This is a genomic window from Ruegeria sp. TM1040 (assembly GCF_000014065.1).
Taxonomy (GTDB): domain Bacteria; phylum Pseudomonadota; class Alphaproteobacteria; order Rhodobacterales; family Rhodobacteraceae; genus Epibacterium.
The window spans coordinates 1567242-1582633 of the sequence record NC_008044.1 but is presented as its reverse complement, the minus strand read 5'-3'; the positions used below and the strand labels follow the sequence as shown (position 1 = coordinate 1582633).

Sequence of the window (15392 nt, the reverse complement as noted above, 5' to 3'; positions counted from 1 at the left end):
CTTTGATACTCTTGGCTGCGCGACACTGACCATGAGGCCGCGCGCAGCCCAGTTCCTCGAGGATAATTGGGATCCCCCGCATCGCTGTCAGCCAGGATGCCGCTCATCAGGAGCAGTCTGTTTTGACGGACGCGATGTATCAGCCTTCGGGGGCACGTATTTGGGGTCTTGAAGGCTGCCGATCCATCAGATCACACGGTTTTTGTGACCGCGGGGCAGGGCGCAACCCCGGGGCAATAGACATCTGCCATATATGGGAAACACCTGGGCAAAGAACGGTCAGGAAAACAAAAGCCGCCCCAAAGGGCGGCCTTGTTACTCTCTTGTATTTCAAGAGATTTTGGCTCCGGCGGTAGGGATCGAACCTACGACCAATTGATTAACAGTCAACTGCTCTACCGCTGAGCTACGCCGGAGTGTGGGCGCTCGTATAGCGCTGGGATTTCCGGGCGTCCAGAGCGAAAAAACAAAAAACGGTGAAAAAAATCAATCGGTACAGGAGAAACGCGTTGAAAGGCTCAGAGCACCTTCGGGCTGCGCGATATTGCGTTGTGTCAGATCCACGAGATGGGCAAATACGTTGCGCTCTGCGGCCTTAAGAAGCGCGGCGGGCGTCTCCTTGTAGATCGTGGCCGCCAGTTCCGAGACGGTTCTGGGTGCGATCCGAAGTTCCGCGAGAATCGCGCGCTCTCGCTCCAACCGGTGCGCAATCAGCCAGTCGAGACGCGCATGCGGGGCGTCGATCGGGGCGCCGTGGCCGGGCAGGAAACGGGACCACTGACGATCTTGCAGCTTGCGACAGGAGGCCATGAAATCCGTAAGGTCCCCATCCGGGGGCGAAACCAGAGAGCTTGCCCACCCCATCACATGATCGCCCGAGAACAAGATATCGCCGAGCGCAAAGCACAGATGATTGCCAAGGTGCCCCGGGGTATGCAGGGCCTCGATCTGCCAATCCGGACCGGACAGCGTCTCGCCATCCTTGAGGACATGATCGCAGCTGAAGGCATGATCGATCCCTTCGCCACCACCCGTGACGTCCTCCTGGGCGAGCGTTTCCATGATCGCACTGCGCCCGGCGCCCGCGGGTCCAAAAGCATAGATCGCTGCGCCGGTTTCCTCTTGGAGACGCTTTGCAAGCGGAGAATGATCAAGGTGGCTGTGGGTCACCAGAATGGCGTCGATGGATTGACCAGCGTTCAGGCTCGACAGGATTGCCTCAAGATGGGGCTCTGAGCCTGGCCCGGGGTCAATCACCGCCAGATTGCGCGTACCGATCAGATAGGTGTTGGTCCCGCGATAGGTCATCGGCGAGGGGTTGGGCGCCAGAATTCGGCGGATGCCGGGAGCGATCATCTCTGCGAAGCCGGGTTTGGGGTTGAACCCATCGGTGGGTTGCGATCTGCTCATGATGTGCCTCATCCTTGGGGACGCAGAATTGTCCCGCTCTAGGCTTAGTCATGAAACTCTCTGATCTCAAACACTATGTACCGCGCCTTCCCAGCGGGATCTACGGCCGGGCGGCGCTTATTCTGTTGATGCCGGTGGTGGCTTTACAACTGGTGGTGGCCTTTGTGTTCATTCGCCGAGACCTTGAGGACATCACGCAGCAAATGGCCTACACTGTTGCGCGCGAGCTCAATGTCATCAGCGATCAGATCGCCACCGCAGAAAGTCCCGAAGCGGCCCTGAGTGACCTTCAGCCGATGTTGCAGCGGCTCAATTTTCAGATGCGTTTTATCTCTGCCGAGGAGCCCACGCCGCAGAACTCCATTCCGTTTGAGGATCTGTCTGGCCGTTTTGTGCGCGACTCCATGGTGGGATACCTGCCGCAGTTCCAGTCCATCCGGTTCACGCGCTCCCACGCCAGCTATATCATGATCGATACAAAATTTGGTCTCGCGGAGGTGAAGTTCAGCCGCCGTCGCGTGACCGTCGCCGCACCACACCAGTTGATCGTGATCACGGTGCTGTTTGGCTTTATGCTTGTGGTGATCGCCATGGCCTATATGCGCAACCAACTGCGCCCCATCAAACGGCTCGCGGATGCGGCCGAGGCCTTTGGGCGCGGGCGGGTGATCCCCTATCACCCGCGTGGGGCAACCGAGGTACGCGCGGCGGGGGCGGCTTTCAATGACATGCGCGCGCGCATTGATCGGCAGATCGAACAGCGCACCTTGATGTTGTCAGGGGTCAGCCACGACCTGCGCACGCCTTTGACGCGCTTGAAACTGAGCCTCTCGATGCTGGACGACGAGGAGGCCGAGCCGATGTTGCAGGACGTGAAGGAGATGGAAGCTATGGTCGATGCCTTTCTCGACTTCTCGCGCGGTGTGACTACAAGCGCGATGGAGGAAACCGACCCCTGCAAGCTCGTGGAGGAAGCGGTCGAGAACTGGACCCGACAGGGCAAGACCGTGCATCTGGTAGAGACGGTCGGCAATCGCCGGGTGCCGCTGCGGGCCGCTGCGGTGCGTCGTGCCCTTGACAATCTGATTTCAAACGCGGTGCGCTATGGCACGCGCGCCCGAGTGTCGGTTGCAGTGATGCAGAAATCGCTGCGCATTCGGGTGGAGGATGACGGCCCTGGTATCCCCGAAGCATTGCGCGGGGATGCGATGCGCCCCTTCACGCGGCTTGATCCGGCGCGGAATCAGGATCTGGGCACCGGTGTCGGGCTGGGGTTGGCCATTGTGGCTGATATTGCCCGCGCCCATGGTGGAACACTGCGCCTTGGCACCAGCGAAGAGCTGGGCGGGCTTCAGGCCGATATTGTGATCGCGCTCTGAGCGGCCTCAACCGGCGCTGTGACAAGATTTTTGGTACACTCAAGCAAGTGCGATACGGGCGACAGAGCAGCTGCGATCGGGGCAATTGCGTCCTGGATGGCTCTTGGTTCAGGGCCTCGTGGTGCAGGGTAGGTGCAGGGTGTCGAAGCCAGTGGCGCAGATGCGTGGTGGGAGATCAGAGATTCGAACTCTGGACCAAAGCGTTATGAGCGCTCTGCTCTAACCGCTGAGCTAATCTCCCGCCAAGAGCCTTATAGAACCCTTGCTGCGGCCTCGCAATCCGTTGCGAAGAAGAAAATCGAGCCGTTGCATCCCGCTGACATCTAACACTCATTTAGTGATTGATGGCCGAAACAGCCGACATTCCCAACAGCCGTTTGATGGCGGGTAACGGCGGGGCTTAGGCGCCGACGGCCCTGAGGTGCGGTTTTGGCTGGCGATTGCGAAAGGCTTCGAATGTGGCCACGACACCCTCGATCACCAATTCGCGTCTGCGATCGACGCCATGGCGAGAGGGGTAGACGGCAAACACATCCTTGTCCGGGGCGTCCCAGTCGGGCAGCACACGTTCATATTCGCCCGCGTCCAGCATTTCCTTCACAAAGAACAGCGGCATGCGGGTATAGCCGGTGCCGTTGGTGACCGCATGGCGGATCAGATCGGGATCATCAGCCGTGAACCCCACGCGGATCGGCGCCAGAACCTGTTCGCCACCCCGGCTGAGGGGGAAGAACCCGTTGGTCTGATCCTCGTGGTGCTGGATGTATTTCAACCGCTTCAGGTCTTCGGGGCTTTCGGGGCGCCCCATCTGATCGAGGTAGGCAGGCGTCGCCAAAAGCACTGTCTCCATGGTTGCGATCCGCCGCCCAACCCCATCCGTTTCGCCAAGCCGCCCGGTGCGGATGGCGAGATCGTAGTTCTCCCGCACCACGTCGACCAACCTGTCCTCGACCCGCAGGATGATGTTCAGATCATCATGGCTCTGGTCGAGCTCCACCAACATGTGCCCAATCAGGTGACGGCCAAGAAAGCTGTTCACGCTGATGCGAAAATCGCCGGAGAGGCTGTCTTGTAGCTGATCGAGCTCCGCGGTCATGCGGTCAAAATTGCCAAGCAACCTCTGGGCGTGAGTGTAGACCAGCTCGCCAGAGCGCGTGGCGCGCACGCCTTGGGCTGTGCGATGTAGCAACTGGTGCCCCATCAGCGTCTCCAACTGCTTGATGTGTTGGCTGACCGCGGACTGGGTCATGGATTTGCGGGCGGCAGCGCGATTAAGGCTGCCTTCGTCCAGGGCCACGATGAGGGTTTCAAGTAGCGACAGCCGGTCCATCAGCGCTCCTATCGCAAATGCTAATACCCCTTATTAGCTCTCCGGGACTGTAGAGTACCAGCGTTAAACTCTATCTCGCATTTGTCGGTGCTTTCGCTGACTAGGATATTGGAGCCTCTTATGACCCTTTCCCGTAGAACTCTTTTGAAATCCGTGGGCCTTGCTGGTGCAGGTCTTGCTGTACCTTCTCTGGGCCAGATGGCGCTGGCCGCACCAATGGCCCCTGCGCCTGTGCTGCATCAGTTCCGCCTTGGCGACGCCGTGATTACCGCGCTTCTTGATGGGCATCTGTCGCTGCCATCTGGTATGTTCACCGGGGCCGATCCTGAAACCGTTGCGCAGACGCTTGCCGGGACCTTCTACCGCGAGGACGCGCAGGGGCTCGAGATCCCGGTCAACGGGTATCTTGTGGAGCGCGCAGGCCAGTACACCCTCATTGACACCGGCACGGCTGCGCTGATGGGGCCGGAGCTTGGCGGGTTGATGGGGGCCCTCGCCGCGACAGGCGTGACGCCCGATCAGATCTCCACGATCTTGTTGACCCATATGCATCCGGATCACGCGGGTGGTCTTTTGAATGCGGACGGCAGCGCGGCCTTTCCCAATGCAGAGTTGGTGGTGGCCGACGCCGAGTGGGGGTTCTGGCACGACGATGCGATTATGGCCTCCGTCGACGAAGGCAGTCGCGGCTTCTTTCAGATGGCCCGCAATGCGGTAGCGCCGTATGCGGATCGGATGAAGCCGTTTAGTGGCGAGGCCGAGGTGGCGGCGGGCTTCAGCGCCATGCCATTGCCGGGACATACGCCGGGGCACAGTGGCTTTATGCTTGATGCAGGCTCCGAGCAGCTCTTGTTCTGGGGCGATGTGGTTCATAGCACCGCGCTTCAGTTCCGCAATCCTGACTGGACCATCCCCTTTGATGCGGATCAGTCGCTGGCGGCCCAGACCCGCAAAGCGATGTTCGACCGCGCAGTTGCTGATCAGTTGCTGGTGACGGGCATGCATCTGGATTTCCCCGGACTCGGACGGGTCGAACGCGACGGCGGGGCCTACGCCTTTGACCAGGCGCCCTGGCAATTCGGCCTCTGACCAGGGGCTATCAGGCGTCGTTCCGCTGTCGATCTGGGGCGTAAATACGCGCCGTTTCGGCACCGGGGCGACATGCCCCTCCCTTTGCTGTGTCGCTCAGTGTGCGGAGGGGCAGATTCCCTTGTTTCCTTCATGCGTCCTATAGGCTAAACGCTGCGCAACCATTGCGAAGGAGCCATGCGATGACCAGCGGCAAGAACGGGCTGACCTATGCGGATGCAGGGGTCGATATTGATGCGGGCAACGAACTTGTGGACCGGATCAAACCGGCCGCTAAGCGAACCAACCGCCCCGGCGTGATGAGCGGCCTTGGCGGCTTTGGCGCGCTGTTTGACCTGAAGGCTGCTGGCTACGAGGATCCAATCCTTGTAGGCGCGACCGATGGGGTGGGCACTAAGCTGCGGATTGCCATTGATACGGGTCTCGTGGACGGCGTCGGCATCGATCTTGTGGCGATGTGTGTCAACGATCTGGTTTGTCAGGGCGCAGAGCCGCTGTTCTTTCTCGACTATTTTGCCACCGGCAAGCTGGAAACCGATGTCGCGGCGCGAATCATCGAAGGCATCGCCGAAGGCTGCGTGCGCTCTGGCTGTGCGCTGATCGGCGGCGAGACCGCCGAGATGCCCGGCATGTACCCCAAAGGTGATTTTGACCTCGCCGGGTTTGCCGTGGGCGCCATGGAGCGTGGCACAGCCCTGCCGGCAGGTGTCAGCGAAGGCGATGTCCTCTTGGGGCTGGCCTCCGATGGCGTGCATTCCAACGGCTACTCTCTGGTGCGGCAGATCGTGAAATACTCCGGTCTGGGCTGGGATGGCGACAACCCGTTTGGCGAGGGCAAACTGGGCGAGGCGCTGCTGACCCCCACGCGTCTCTATGTCAAACAATCCCTTGCCGCAGTGCGGGCCGGGGGCGTCAATGCACTTGCGCATATCACAGGCGGCGGCCTCACGGAGAACCTGCCGCGGGTTCTGCCCGACGACCTTGGTGCGGACATCGACCTCGGCGCCTGGGAGCTTCCGGGTGTGTTCAAGTGGATGGCGCAAACCGGTGGCATTGAAGAGAGCGAAATGCTCAAGACCTTCAACTGCGGGATTGGCATGATCCTCGTTGTGAAAGCCGACCGGGCCGATGCGCTCACCGAGGTGCTCGAGGGTGAGGGCGAGACCGTTGCGCGGCTTGGCACTGTGACGCGCGGGGAGGGTATTCGCTACACGGGCGCGCTGCTGTGAGCGACAAGAAACGCGTTGCGATCCTGATTTCCGGCGGGGGCTCCAATATGGTGTCCCTCGTCGACAGCATGTTGAACGACGCCGATCATCCGGGTTCGCCTTGCCTGGTGCTGTCCAACAACGCGGATGCCGGGGGCCTCTCCAAGGCCGCCGAACGCGGGGTCGCCACGGCGGTGGTCGATCACCGCCCCTTTGGCAAGGATCGCGCAGCATTTGAGGCTGAGCTGGTGCAACCCATTCTGGAGGCTGGCGCTGATGTGGTCTGTCTTGCGGGCTTCATGCGGGTGTTGACCGCAGGTTTCGTGCGCCAGTTCGAAGGCCGGATGCTCAATATCCATCCCTCCCTGCTCCCCAAATACAAGGGCTTGCACACCCATGCCCGCGCTCTGGAAGCTGGCGACCTGCGCCATGGCTGCAGTGTGCATGAGGTGACTCCGCTCCTCGATGACGGCCCGATTCTGGGGCAGGCCGAAGTGCCCGTTCATCCCGGCGACACGCCCGATGATCTGGCCGCGCGGGTGCTCGTTCAGGAACATCGCCTCTATCCGGCGGTGCTGGAGCGCTATCTGCGTGGCGAGCGTGCAGTCTTGCACCTGAGCTGAGCCGAAGCCTTTAGGGGGTTTGCAACCGCCTCTTGGTCGTCGTATCAACGGGAAACCGAGCGGCAGAAACCCTTAAAAAAGACCCAGTTGATGAAAACTCTGACCACCACCGACGAGCTGCGCGCCTTTTGCCAAGAGGCCGCGAAATACCCTTATGTGACGGTGGACACCGAGTTTCTGCGAGAGCGCACCTATTACTCTAAGCTTTGCCTGATCCAGATTGCCTATCGCGGTGATGGGGAAACCGACGCCGTGCTGGTTGACCCGCTTTCCGGGGATTTGTCGCTCGAACCCTTGTACGAGCTTTTCCGCAATGAGGATGTGGTAAAGGTCTTTCACGCCGCGCGGCAGGATCTGGAGATTTTCTGGGTGGATGCGGGCGTTTTTCCAAAACCGCTGTTTGACACCCAGGTTGCGGCCATGGTGTGCGGCTTTGGCGAGCAGGTCGGCTACGAGACGCTGGTGCGCAAGATTTGCAAGCAAGGCCTTGATAAGACATCCCGCTTTACAGACTGGTCCCGCCGTCCACTCTCGGATGCGCAAAAGACTTATGCTCTGGCGGATGTCACCCATCTGCGCCAGATATACGAGCATCTGCGCAAAGAGCTCGACAAGACCAAGCGCAGCCATTGGGTTGCCGAGGAGTTGCAGGTCCTGACCGACCCCGCAACCTATAACATTCAGCCGCGTGAGGCTTGGCGCCGGGTGAAAACCCGCACCAACTCCGGGCGTTTCCTTGCAGTGGTGCGCGAGCTGGCGGCCTTTCGCGAAGAATATGCGCAAACCAACAATGTGCCGCGCAATCGCGTCTACAAGGATGATGCCCTGGTGGAACTGGCTTCCACCAAGCCCCGGACCGCGTCGGATCTGGGGGGATCACGCCTGTTGCTGCGGGAGGCGCGCAAAGGCGCCATTGCCGAAGGCATTCTAAAAGCGGTCGAGCGCGGTGTGAACTGTCCGCAGGACGACATGCCTCAGGCGGATCGCTCGCGCGAGAAAATGCAGATCAATGGCGCACTTGCCGATCTGCTGCGGGTCCTGCTCAAGGCCAAGACCGAGACCTCTGGCGTGGCGGCGAAACTGATCGCCCCTTCGGCGGATCTGGATGCAATCGCCGCCGGGGAGCGCGATGTTCCTGCGCTAAAAGGCTGGCGGCACGAGGTCTTTGGCGCGGATGCGTTGCGCCTGTGCAATGGAGAGATTGCGCTCGCGGCCAAAGGCCAGCAGGTGAAGGTTGTTGACCTCTAGCGACACTCCTGTCGACATCCGACGTCGAACACTCTGACACCAAAAAACGCGCCCAGAAGCCTGTGGCGCGTTTTTTGATGTGATTACCCGGTGCAAGCTCCGAGTGCGTAGTCTACCGCGCAGTGGGCTTGCTCGGAGGGGGCTCAGCGGCGGATCTCGCGGGCGTTTTCCTTGCCAACTACGCGCAATACACGAATGCCGGTCAGGTCCTGTTCCGACAGGCTCACCGCGGCGCGGATGGTGCGGGTGGCGACTGTGCCCTGATAAGTTGCGGCCTTGGGGTAGGTCACGCGAAAGGTATATTCCAACTGACCGGGTTCTTGCGGGTCTGACGGCACCAACTCTGCGTTGAACGCACCGTTGCGGGCGGCTTCGCCCTCCACTGTCAGGATGCCACCCACGGAGGTGCGCTCGATACGCATGTCCTTGATGAGCGCGATGGGAAGGCTGCGGTCTTCTTCCTTGTCGTTCCTGCTGCCAAGGAGGTTGGCTTTTTCCTCTTCCTGCGGGATCAGCGGATTGAGGTTTTCAGCCGCCGGAGCCTCTGCTTCACGCGATTGTCCGAACCAGTTGGTGGGATTGATGCGCGAGTCGCGCCACCCGCCACAGGAGGACAGGACCAATGTGCTGATCAAAAGGGCACTAAGAGTGATACGCATGAATACCTGCCGCAGTCAGAGTTACTTGCAAAACTGACTACCCGATTGAAGCGGCGTTGAAAAGCGGTTGAAAAGACCTGGTCTCTGGCCTAGGTCCGAGACAGATCGTGATCACGAGATGAGGTTTGACATGGCCAGCGCTGCCTTCGAGGAAATCGTCGAGGACTTTGAGTTCTTTGAGGACTGGGAGGATCGCTACCGTCATGTGATCGAACAGGGCAAGGCGATGGCGCCGCTGGACGACGCGCTGAAGGTGCCTGCAACCAAGGTGGACGGTTGTGCAAGCCAGGTCTGGCTGCACCCGCAGATTGAAAATGGCGTGTTTCACTTTGACGGCGACAGCGATGCGATGATCGTCAAAGGGCTGATCGCAGTTCTGCAAAAACTCTATAACGGGCTCACGCTTTCCGAGGTGCTGGCCGTCGACGCCCGCGCGGAGATGGGGCGCCTTGGGCTCAATGATCACCTTTCTGCGCAGCGCTCCAACGGTTTGCGCGCGATGATCGAGCGCATCCGCGAAACGGCGGCGGCCCAAGCGTAACAGTGGCGCCAGGGGCAACCTAGGGCAACCAAAAAGGGGCGCTGCCCCTCTTGGCCTTTGGCCTATTCACCCCGGGATATTTCTAGTCAGAAGAAGGATTGGGCGTGGCCCAGTCCATGAGGGTGGTTTCGAGTTCCCCGTAGCCGGTGTGACGGTGTTGAAAGTCGAGCCCCATGCGCGCTGCGCAGGCGCGGGCTTTTTCCAACAGGTCCGGGTCTTCGGTCTGCGACTGGTAGATCAGGGTGGTATAGTTCCCGAAGATCATGTCCCGCAGCTCGGGGTTCTTATCAAGGCCCATTGGACGCCACACAAAGGCATCGAATTGTTTGACCAGAAAATCCGTGAGGTAAAAGGCCGTGATTTCACCGGCGTCGGCATAGGCGTTAAAGCGGTCGGTGCCTTCAAAGAAGGCGTAGCAATGGGGGCCGGGGACCATCTCGACCCCCAATTCGGCGCAGCTTTGTTGGAGCTGCCCGCCCGTGCCGCAATCGGCGTAGACCACGTAGATCTGATCGTAGACCGCGCGGTGCTTTGTGACGGCGGCCTCCACATGGGTGACGATCTGGTCAGGATAAAGATGAAGTTTCGCCGGCAAGCAGGTCAGATCGATGTGATCGAACTGATTGGCGCGCGTGATCGCCAGGATTTCACGCGCCAGAGCGCCACAGGCGATCAAAAGGATGCGGCCAGTTTTGCGCTCTCGTTCTGGGGCGGCGAGGCCGTGTTCGGTCAGGCTTTGTGCGTCGAGAGATTTGCCCTGTGGCAAAGACAGAGCGGCCCGCTTTGAAAGTCGGGCCGCCCGACCGCGTCGAGGGGACGCGGTGGCCATATCAGGCGTTCATGGCGTTGTGCTTGCGCGCCACAAATTCTTTGGCGGTTTCAACCGCGACAGCCGCGTCGCGGCAGTAGGCGTCGGCGCCGATGGCCTTGCCGAATTCTTCGTTGAGGGGCGCGCCGCCCACCAGCACGATGTAATCGTCACGCTTGCCTTGCTCGACCATCGTGTCGATTACGACCTTCATGTAGGGCATGGTGGTGGTCAGGAGCGCGGACATGCCGAGGATGTCGGGTTTGTGCTCTTCGAGGGCCTCGAGGTAGTTTTCGACCGGGTTGTTGATGCCGATGTCCACCACCTCAAAACCGGCGCCTTCCATCATCATCGAGACGAGGTTCTTGCCGATGTCGTGAATGTCGCCTTTCACGGTGCCGATCACCATGGAGCCCATGCGCGGTGCGCCGGTTTCTGCCAGAAGCGGCTTCAGGATCGTCATGCCACCCTTCATGGCGTTGGCCGCCAGAAGCACTTCGGGAACGAAGAGAATGCCGTCGCGGAAGTCTGCACCCACGATGGTCATGCCGCCGACCAGTGCTTCGGTCAGGATCTTGTAGGGCGCCCAGCCGCGTTCGAGCAGGATGTTGACGCCTTCCTCGATTTCTTCCTTCAGACCGTCATAGAGGTCGTCAAACATTTGTTGGACCAGTTCCTCGTCATCGAGTTCTGAGAGGATGATGTCTTCTTCTTCCGACATATCTGTCTTCCTTAGCTGGCGGGCGGGCCTGAATTGGCGCTTTTATGTGTTTTTGACAGATGTTCAGAACTCCACTGTTTTGATTGCGACATTGGCGCGTTTCGAACCGACCTTTGCGTCGGGAAATAGGTCAGATTGACCCTTTGAGGCAGGGGCTTGGGGGTTTCTTGAGTTTATGTTCTTTATTTGTTCTCATAGGTGTGCCATAAGGACCAAATGCAGAACACGGATCCTTTTTCGCCTCGATGTCGCAAAGCGCGCGGTGCGCTCAGCAATGCGGCAGGCCGGTTTGATCTGGCGCGCGAGGCGCAGGACGATGGCTGGTGGCAGGAGGCGCCGGATCCTTCTGTTGCGACAGAGATTCGCAACGAGCTAGCGCGCAGCCTGATCTCTTACAACCGTTCGCCGGATCTGCCCTTTGACCGCTCGATCAACCCCTATCGCGGCTGTGAGCAAGGTTGCGTGTATTGTTTTGCGCGCCCGTCGCATGCCTATCTCGGCCTGTCGCCGGGGCTGGATTTCGAAACCCGGCTTGTTGCACGCAGCAACGCGGCAGAGGTGCTGCGAAAAGAGCTCTCGGCGCGGAGCTACAAGGTCGCGACCCTGGCCATCGGCACCAACACGGATCCCTATCAGCCCTGCGAGCGGGATCATCTCTTGATGCGCCAGTGTCTTGAGGTGCTGCAGGCGTTCAATCACCCGGTGGCAATTGTCACCAAGGGCACTCTGATCGAGCGCGATATTGATATTCTGACCGATATGGCGCGCCGCGGCCTGGTGCGAGTCGGGATTTCCGTGACCACGTTGGATGCGAACCTGTCGCGGCGGATGGAGCCGCGCGCGCCGGTGCCTGCGCGGCGCCTGGCGACGATCCGACGGCTGAGTGCTGCGGGGGTTCCAGTACGCATAATGACGTCGCCCTTGGTGCCGGGGCTCACCGATCACGAGCTTGAGGCGCTATTGGCAGCCGGGCAGGACGCGGGTGCAGATGCGGCCAGCTGGATCATGTTGCGCCTGCCGCGCGAGGTATCGCAGCTCTGGCAGGACTGGCTTCAAGAGCATGCACCCGATCGGGCCGCCAAGGTGATGGCGCGGCTGCGCGAGATGCATGGCGGGCGCGATTACGATCCGCGCTGGGGGCACCGGATGCGAGGGGAGGGCGAGTATGCCGAGATGATCGCGCGCCGTTTTCGGCTGGCTTGCAAGCGGCTTGGATTGGCAGAGCGCACCGCGCCCCTCAGAACAGACCTCTTTGCAAAACCGCTGCAGCCCGGCGATCAGCTCAGCCTGTTTTCCTGACACCGCTTAATTCTGACAGCGCATAAATAAAGAGCCTGTTCAATGACCGGCTCTTTCAAGGACGCATGCTGAGGATCGGATCAGCTGCGACGGCGCCCGCGACGGCCTCGGCGCTCAGCGCTGGCATCGCTGCCTTCTTCGGTGCCGTCGTTGGCCGAGCTGAACGGGCCAAGCAGCTCTACGATATGTTCCAGCGTCGGGCGTTCGCCGCGCGGGCGGCTGTCGAGGGCTTCACGCATCTTGCGCAGATGGTCCGGCATGGTGCCGCAGCAGCCGCCGATGATCTTGGCTCCGGAGTCGCGCGCCAGGACGGCGTATTCGCCCATCAAGTCCGGGGTGCCGTCATAGTGGATATGGCCATCGACATATTTGGGAATACCCGCGTTGCCCTTGGAGATGATCGGACGTTCGGTGCCCTGCGCGGCGAATCCGAGCACGGTGCGCAGGATATCCGATGCCCCGGTGCCGCAGTTGGCGCCAAAAGCGAGCGGCGGGGTGTCGAACTCCTCGACGAGTTTGGCCAGATCGGCAGAGGTCACGCCCATCATGGTACGTCCGGCGGTGTCAAAGCTCATGGTGCCGCACCAGGGCATATCCACCAGTTTGAAGGCCTCAGCGGCGGCGGCAAATTCCTCGGGAGCGGAAATCGTTTCGAGCCAGAGCACGTCTACGCCGCCTTCCTTGAGCGCGTCGGCCTGTTCGTGGAACATTTCCACCGCGAGCGCGTGCGAGAGTTCCCCAACCGGTTGCATGATTTCGCCGGTGGGTCCGACAGAGCCGGCAACGGCAATCTTGCGTTCAGCCTTGTCCGCAACTTCGCGTCCAAGTTCTGCGGCGATGCGGTTCAGCTCGCGGACACGGCCTTGTGCGTCATGCAGCTTCAGACGTGCGGCGGTGCCACCAAAGCTATTGGTCAAAAACAGATCGCTGCCGGCATCGACCGAGCCTTGATAGAGTGCCTTGATCTTGTCTGGCGCGTCGGTGTTCCACAGTTCCGGCGCATCACCGGACTGCAGCCCCATGTTGAACAGGTTGGTGCCTGTCGCGCCATCCGCCAGAAGCACATCACGGCTGTCCAGAAGCTCTTGGAAACTGTTGCTCATGTTCTTGTCCACTTACCCAATTCGCACACAGAGCGCTTTGGCTCCGCAAGGCGTTTTCTTTGTCACGCGGTCCGTTTTGCCGCAACTGCATTTTCGACAGTATCATCAGGAATAGGGTCCTGCAGCATGTCGATCTGCGCCATTGCAGCCTCCGGACGCGCCGGACGATGCACCAGCCGGGTCATTTCGGCAATCGCGAGCCCCATCTGAGCCCAGCTTGGCGCCGCCATGTATCGGGCCTCCCAGGTGGGGGCAAAGCAGGACTTGAACTGACGCAGGCCGCCATCAAAGCGCGCGCTGAAGCGGTGATCGGGAACCGACGCAAGCGACAGGCGGCGCACGCCCGCATCGCGCGCGGCCTCGACCGCGGTGCAAATCATAGCATGGGCGGTGCCATCGGGCGCCCCGGGCAATTGGCGCACCAGATCAAGGCACCATTCATCCGCCGCCCGGTGAAAGGTCATGAAGCCGACAAGGCGGTCCTCAAGCCAGGCAAGACAGGTCATCTGGATCGCCACATATCCCGGCTCGAACTGGCCCATCGTCGTGCCACGGGCACCGCCGTGCTGGCGCGTCCATGCGGCATCAACCTGGGCCATCTGGGTCAAGGGCAGCGTCCCCCAGGCGGGCTCCACCTGCAGTCCGGCCTTCTCGGCGTGGCGCAGTTTGCGACGCAGTTGGCGATGCTTGGAGCCCTCGACGGTGAAGGTCTCCGGCGCAAGGATGGCGTCCTGAGCCACTCTCAGGATCTTCCAACCCTCCTGACGGGCTGCCAGCGCGGTGCGGGCACTGCATTTGTAAAAGCAAGCTGCCGCATTGCGCGAGAGTGCATGGGCGCGCAGGGCGGCGGGGATCTCGTCTTGTCGGCCGCTGATTGGATCAAATAGCACCGCAGAGAGCTGCGGGCTATCAAGGAGCGCCACTTGATTGAGCCCAAAGGCCATCACATGGCCGCCGTTTTGCAAGAGCACGGCCGTTTCGGCCTGCGGGCGGACGAAGGGCTGGCTGGCAGCAGGCCGCAGATCGCAGCCCAGATCGCCAGTCTCCCAGGGGTCCGGCATTGCCTTTCCGTGGCGCAGCAGCCGTGGCCAGAGCAACACAGCACCCGCAAGCATCGCGGGCAGCGCATAATAAACTGCCCGAAAGGCGAGAAGTCCTGCCACCAGCGTCGCGGGATCGGCACCGGGCAGAAGCGTGAGCATTGCAAGTTCCAGCGGCCCGGCTCCGCCCGGAGAGGAGGAGATGATCGCCAGTCCAAGGGCCAGAAAATAGGCGGTCAGCAAGACATCAAGGCCGATGCCATGTCCAACCGGCAGCAACAGCCAGAGGGCGACCCCGGCAAAGGTCACATCCATCATGGTCCAAAGCGCCAGCGCAAGGATGGCCTGCACAGAAGGGAACCGGAGCCGCAAACCACGGATGCGCCACTCTGGGTGCAAGAAGCACAGGCCAACAGCGGCGATCGCGGCAAACAGGATGCCCCCGCCCACAAGGCGCATCCCCCATGAAGGTCCCACAAGGATCAGAAAGATCCCGCAAATGACAGCGAGGGCTGTCATGAAGGTGATGCCCACAAACCCGGTCAGCTGCGCCGAAAGCAATGGATTCAGTTGCGGCAGCAGGCGCCAACGTGCAAAGGACCCCGAAAACAAGCCAAATCCAACGGCCTGCGAAAAGGCGATAGCGGCCATGCCCGCGCGCCGTGCGGTCCGGTCATCGATTCCGCTGCGCAAATGCCGGTGTGCGACCGCGTCATAGCGGCCAAGAGCCCAGAAACTGAGCACAGTTGCCCCGAGGGCGCCGATCCAATGCGGCGCGGGCACCTGCGTGAGCAGGCCCAGAAGGTCGTGGAAATGCGGCAGATCCGCTTGTCGGGTCAGGGCGAACAAACAGCCCGCCATAATGAGCAGGGGCGTCACCACCCTCAGGGAATTCGCAAAGGTCTGCTTGCGTCTGGCCCGCATCGGCATCTCG

At 61.0% G+C, this 15392-nt stretch carries 14 protein-coding genes and 2 tRNA genes; 7 read left to right on the top strand and 9 right to left on the bottom strand.

Annotated elements, in window-relative coordinates:
• Positions 1–341: 341 nt before the first annotated feature.
• Together TM1040_RS11780 and TM1040_RS11775 are read right to left on the bottom strand one after the other, a co-directional pair.
• Positions 342–416: transfer RNA gene (locus tag TM1040_RS11780), tRNA-Asn, on the bottom strand.
• Positions 417–486: 70 nt separating this feature from the next.
• On the bottom strand, positions 487–1410 hold the full coding sequence (locus TM1040_RS11775; RefSeq protein ID WP_011538815.1) for an MBL fold metallo-hydrolase: 924 nt from the start codon (positions 1408–1410) through the stop codon (positions 487–489).
• 50 nt (positions 1411–1460) lie between these two features.
• Here TM1040_RS11775 and TM1040_RS11770 point away from each other — a divergent pair, with 50 nt between their 5' ends.
• Positions 1461–2789 carry an ATP-binding protein gene (locus tag TM1040_RS11770; protein ID WP_011538814.1) on the top strand — a complete coding sequence of 443 codons (1329 nt, stop codon included), beginning with the start codon at positions 1461–1463 and terminating at the stop codon, positions 2787–2789.
• A 165-nt stretch (positions 2790–2954) separates the two neighbouring features.
• Here the strand turns inward: TM1040_RS11770 and TM1040_RS11765 are convergent.
• Both TM1040_RS11765 and TM1040_RS11760 read right to left on the bottom strand, forming a co-directional pair.
• A tRNA-Ile gene (locus TM1040_RS11765) sits at positions 2955–3030 on the bottom strand.
• Positions 3031–3189: 159 nt separating this feature from the next.
• Positions 3190–4119 (bottom strand): LysR family transcriptional regulator, encoded by a 930-nt coding sequence (locus tag TM1040_RS11760; protein WP_011538813.1) that lies wholly within the window; start codon positions 4117–4119, stop codon positions 3190–3192.
• A gap of 120 nt (positions 4120–4239) precedes the next feature.
• Here TM1040_RS11760 and TM1040_RS11755 point away from each other — a divergent pair, with 120 nt between their 5' ends.
• The 4 genes from TM1040_RS11755 (at position 4240) to rnd (ending at position 8287) form a co-directional block, all read left to right on the top strand.
• Positions 4240–5208 (top strand): quorum-quenching N-acyl-homoserine lactonase RmmL, encoded by a 969-nt coding sequence (locus TM1040_RS11755; RefSeq protein ID WP_011538812.1) that lies wholly within the window; start codon positions 4240–4242, stop codon positions 5206–5208.
• A gap of 182 nt (positions 5209–5390) precedes the next feature.
• Positions 5391–6437: a phosphoribosylformylglycinamidine cyclo-ligase gene (gene purM / locus TM1040_RS11750; protein ID WP_011538811.1), complete on the top strand. Its 1047-nt coding sequence runs from the start codon at positions 5391–5393 to the stop codon at positions 6435–6437.
• Positions 6434–7039, top strand: coding sequence for a phosphoribosylglycinamide formyltransferase (gene purN, locus TM1040_RS11745; RefSeq protein WP_044026756.1), 606 nt, complete (start codon positions 6434–6436; stop codon positions 7037–7039). The genes purM and purN overlap by 4 nt, the downstream gene beginning before the upstream one ends.
• Before the next feature lie 90 nt (positions 7040–7129).
• The gene (rnd, locus tag TM1040_RS11740) at positions 7130–8287 is read left to right on the top strand and encodes a ribonuclease D (protein WP_011538809.1); all 1158 of its coding nucleotides are present in this window, start codon (positions 7130–7132) and stop codon (positions 8285–8287) included.
• 143 nt (positions 8288–8430) lie between these two features.
• Here the strand turns inward: rnd and TM1040_RS11735 are convergent, their stop codons facing one another.
• Positions 8431–8946 (bottom strand): hypothetical protein, encoded by a 516-nt coding sequence (locus TM1040_RS11735; RefSeq protein ID WP_011538808.1) that lies wholly within the window; start codon positions 8944–8946, stop codon positions 8431–8433.
• 130 nt (positions 8947–9076) lie between these two features.
• On the opposite strand from TM1040_RS11735, the gene TM1040_RS11730 reads away from it, so the two are divergent.
• Positions 9077–9487: a SufE family protein gene (locus TM1040_RS11730; RefSeq protein WP_044026755.1), complete on the top strand. Its 411-nt coding sequence runs from the start codon at positions 9077–9079 to the stop codon at positions 9485–9487.
• Between the two features lie 82 nt (positions 9488–9569).
• On the opposite strand, the gene TM1040_RS11725 is transcribed toward TM1040_RS11730, so the two are convergent.
• Both TM1040_RS11725 and TM1040_RS11720 read right to left on the bottom strand, forming a co-directional pair.
• Positions 9570–10316: a DUF1638 domain-containing protein gene (locus TM1040_RS11725; protein ID WP_011538806.1), complete on the bottom strand. Its 747-nt coding sequence runs from the start codon at positions 10314–10316 to the stop codon at positions 9570–9572.
• 1 nt (position 10317) lies between these two features.
• Entirely contained in the window at positions 10318–11016 is a 699-nt protein-coding gene (locus TM1040_RS11720; protein WP_011538805.1) for a corrinoid protein, read from the bottom strand.
• Between the two features lie 216 nt (positions 11017–11232).
• Here TM1040_RS11720 and TM1040_RS11715 point away from each other — a divergent pair, with 216 nt between their 5' ends.
• Positions 11233–12315: a PA0069 family radical SAM protein gene (locus TM1040_RS11715; protein ID WP_011538804.1), complete on the top strand. Its 1083-nt coding sequence runs from the start codon at positions 11233–11235 to the stop codon at positions 12313–12315.
• Between the two features lie 80 nt (positions 12316–12395).
• Here TM1040_RS11715 and bmt read toward each other — a convergent pair whose 3' ends face one another.
• A complete protein-coding gene (gene bmt, locus TM1040_RS11710) occupies positions 12396–13418 on the bottom strand; it encodes a betaine--homocysteine S-methyltransferase (RefSeq protein ID WP_011538803.1) in 1023 nt (340 codons plus the stop codon).
• A 62-nt stretch (positions 13419–13480) separates the two neighbouring features.
• Positions 13481–15382 (bottom strand): phosphatidylglycerol lysyltransferase domain-containing protein, encoded by a 1902-nt coding sequence (locus tag TM1040_RS11705; RefSeq protein ID WP_254658880.1) that lies wholly within the window; start codon positions 15380–15382, stop codon positions 13481–13483.
• Positions 15383–15392: the final 10 nt, after the last annotated feature.

Coding starts and splice junctions, on each gene's coding strand:
- TM1040_RS11775 (WP_011538815.1), bottom strand. CDS start 1,410: ATGAGCAGATCGCAACCCACCGATGGGTTCAACCCCAAACCCGGCTTC.
- TM1040_RS11770 (WP_011538814.1), top strand. CDS start 1,461: ATGAAACTCTCTGATCTCAAACACTATGTACCGCGCCTTCCCAGCGGG.
- TM1040_RS11760 (WP_011538813.1), bottom strand. CDS start 4,119: ATGGACCGGCTGTCGCTACTTGAAACCCTCATCGTGGCCCTGGACGAA.
- TM1040_RS11755 (WP_011538812.1), top strand. CDS start 4,240: ATGACCCTTTCCCGTAGAACTCTTTTGAAATCCGTGGGCCTTGCTGGT.
- purM (WP_011538811.1), top strand. CDS start 5,391: ATGACCAGCGGCAAGAACGGGCTGACCTATGCGGATGCAGGGGTCGAT.
- rnd (WP_011538809.1), top strand. CDS start 7,130: ATGAAAACTCTGACCACCACCGACGAGCTGCGCGCCTTTTGCCAAGAG.
- TM1040_RS11735 (WP_011538808.1), bottom strand. CDS start 8,946: ATGCGTATCACTCTTAGTGCCCTTTTGATCAGCACATTGGTCCTGTCC.
- TM1040_RS11730 (WP_044026755.1), top strand. CDS start 9,077: ATGGCCAGCGCTGCCTTCGAGGAAATCGTCGAGGACTTTGAGTTCTTT.
- TM1040_RS11725 (WP_011538806.1), bottom strand. CDS start 10,316: ATGGCCACCGCGTCCCCTCGACGCGGTCGGGCGGCCCGACTTTCAAAG.
- TM1040_RS11720 (WP_011538805.1), bottom strand. CDS start 11,016: ATGTCGGAAGAAGAAGACATCATCCTCTCAGAACTCGATGACGAGGAA.
- TM1040_RS11715 (WP_011538804.1), top strand. CDS start 11,233: ATGCAGAACACGGATCCTTTTTCGCCTCGATGTCGCAAAGCGCGCGGT.
- bmt (WP_011538803.1), bottom strand. CDS start 13,418: ATGAGCAACAGTTTCCAAGAGCTTCTGGACAGCCGTGATGTGCTTCTG.
- TM1040_RS11705 (WP_254658880.1), bottom strand. CDS start 15,382: ATGCGGGCCAGACGCAAGCAGACCTTTGCGAATTCCCTGAGGGTGGTG.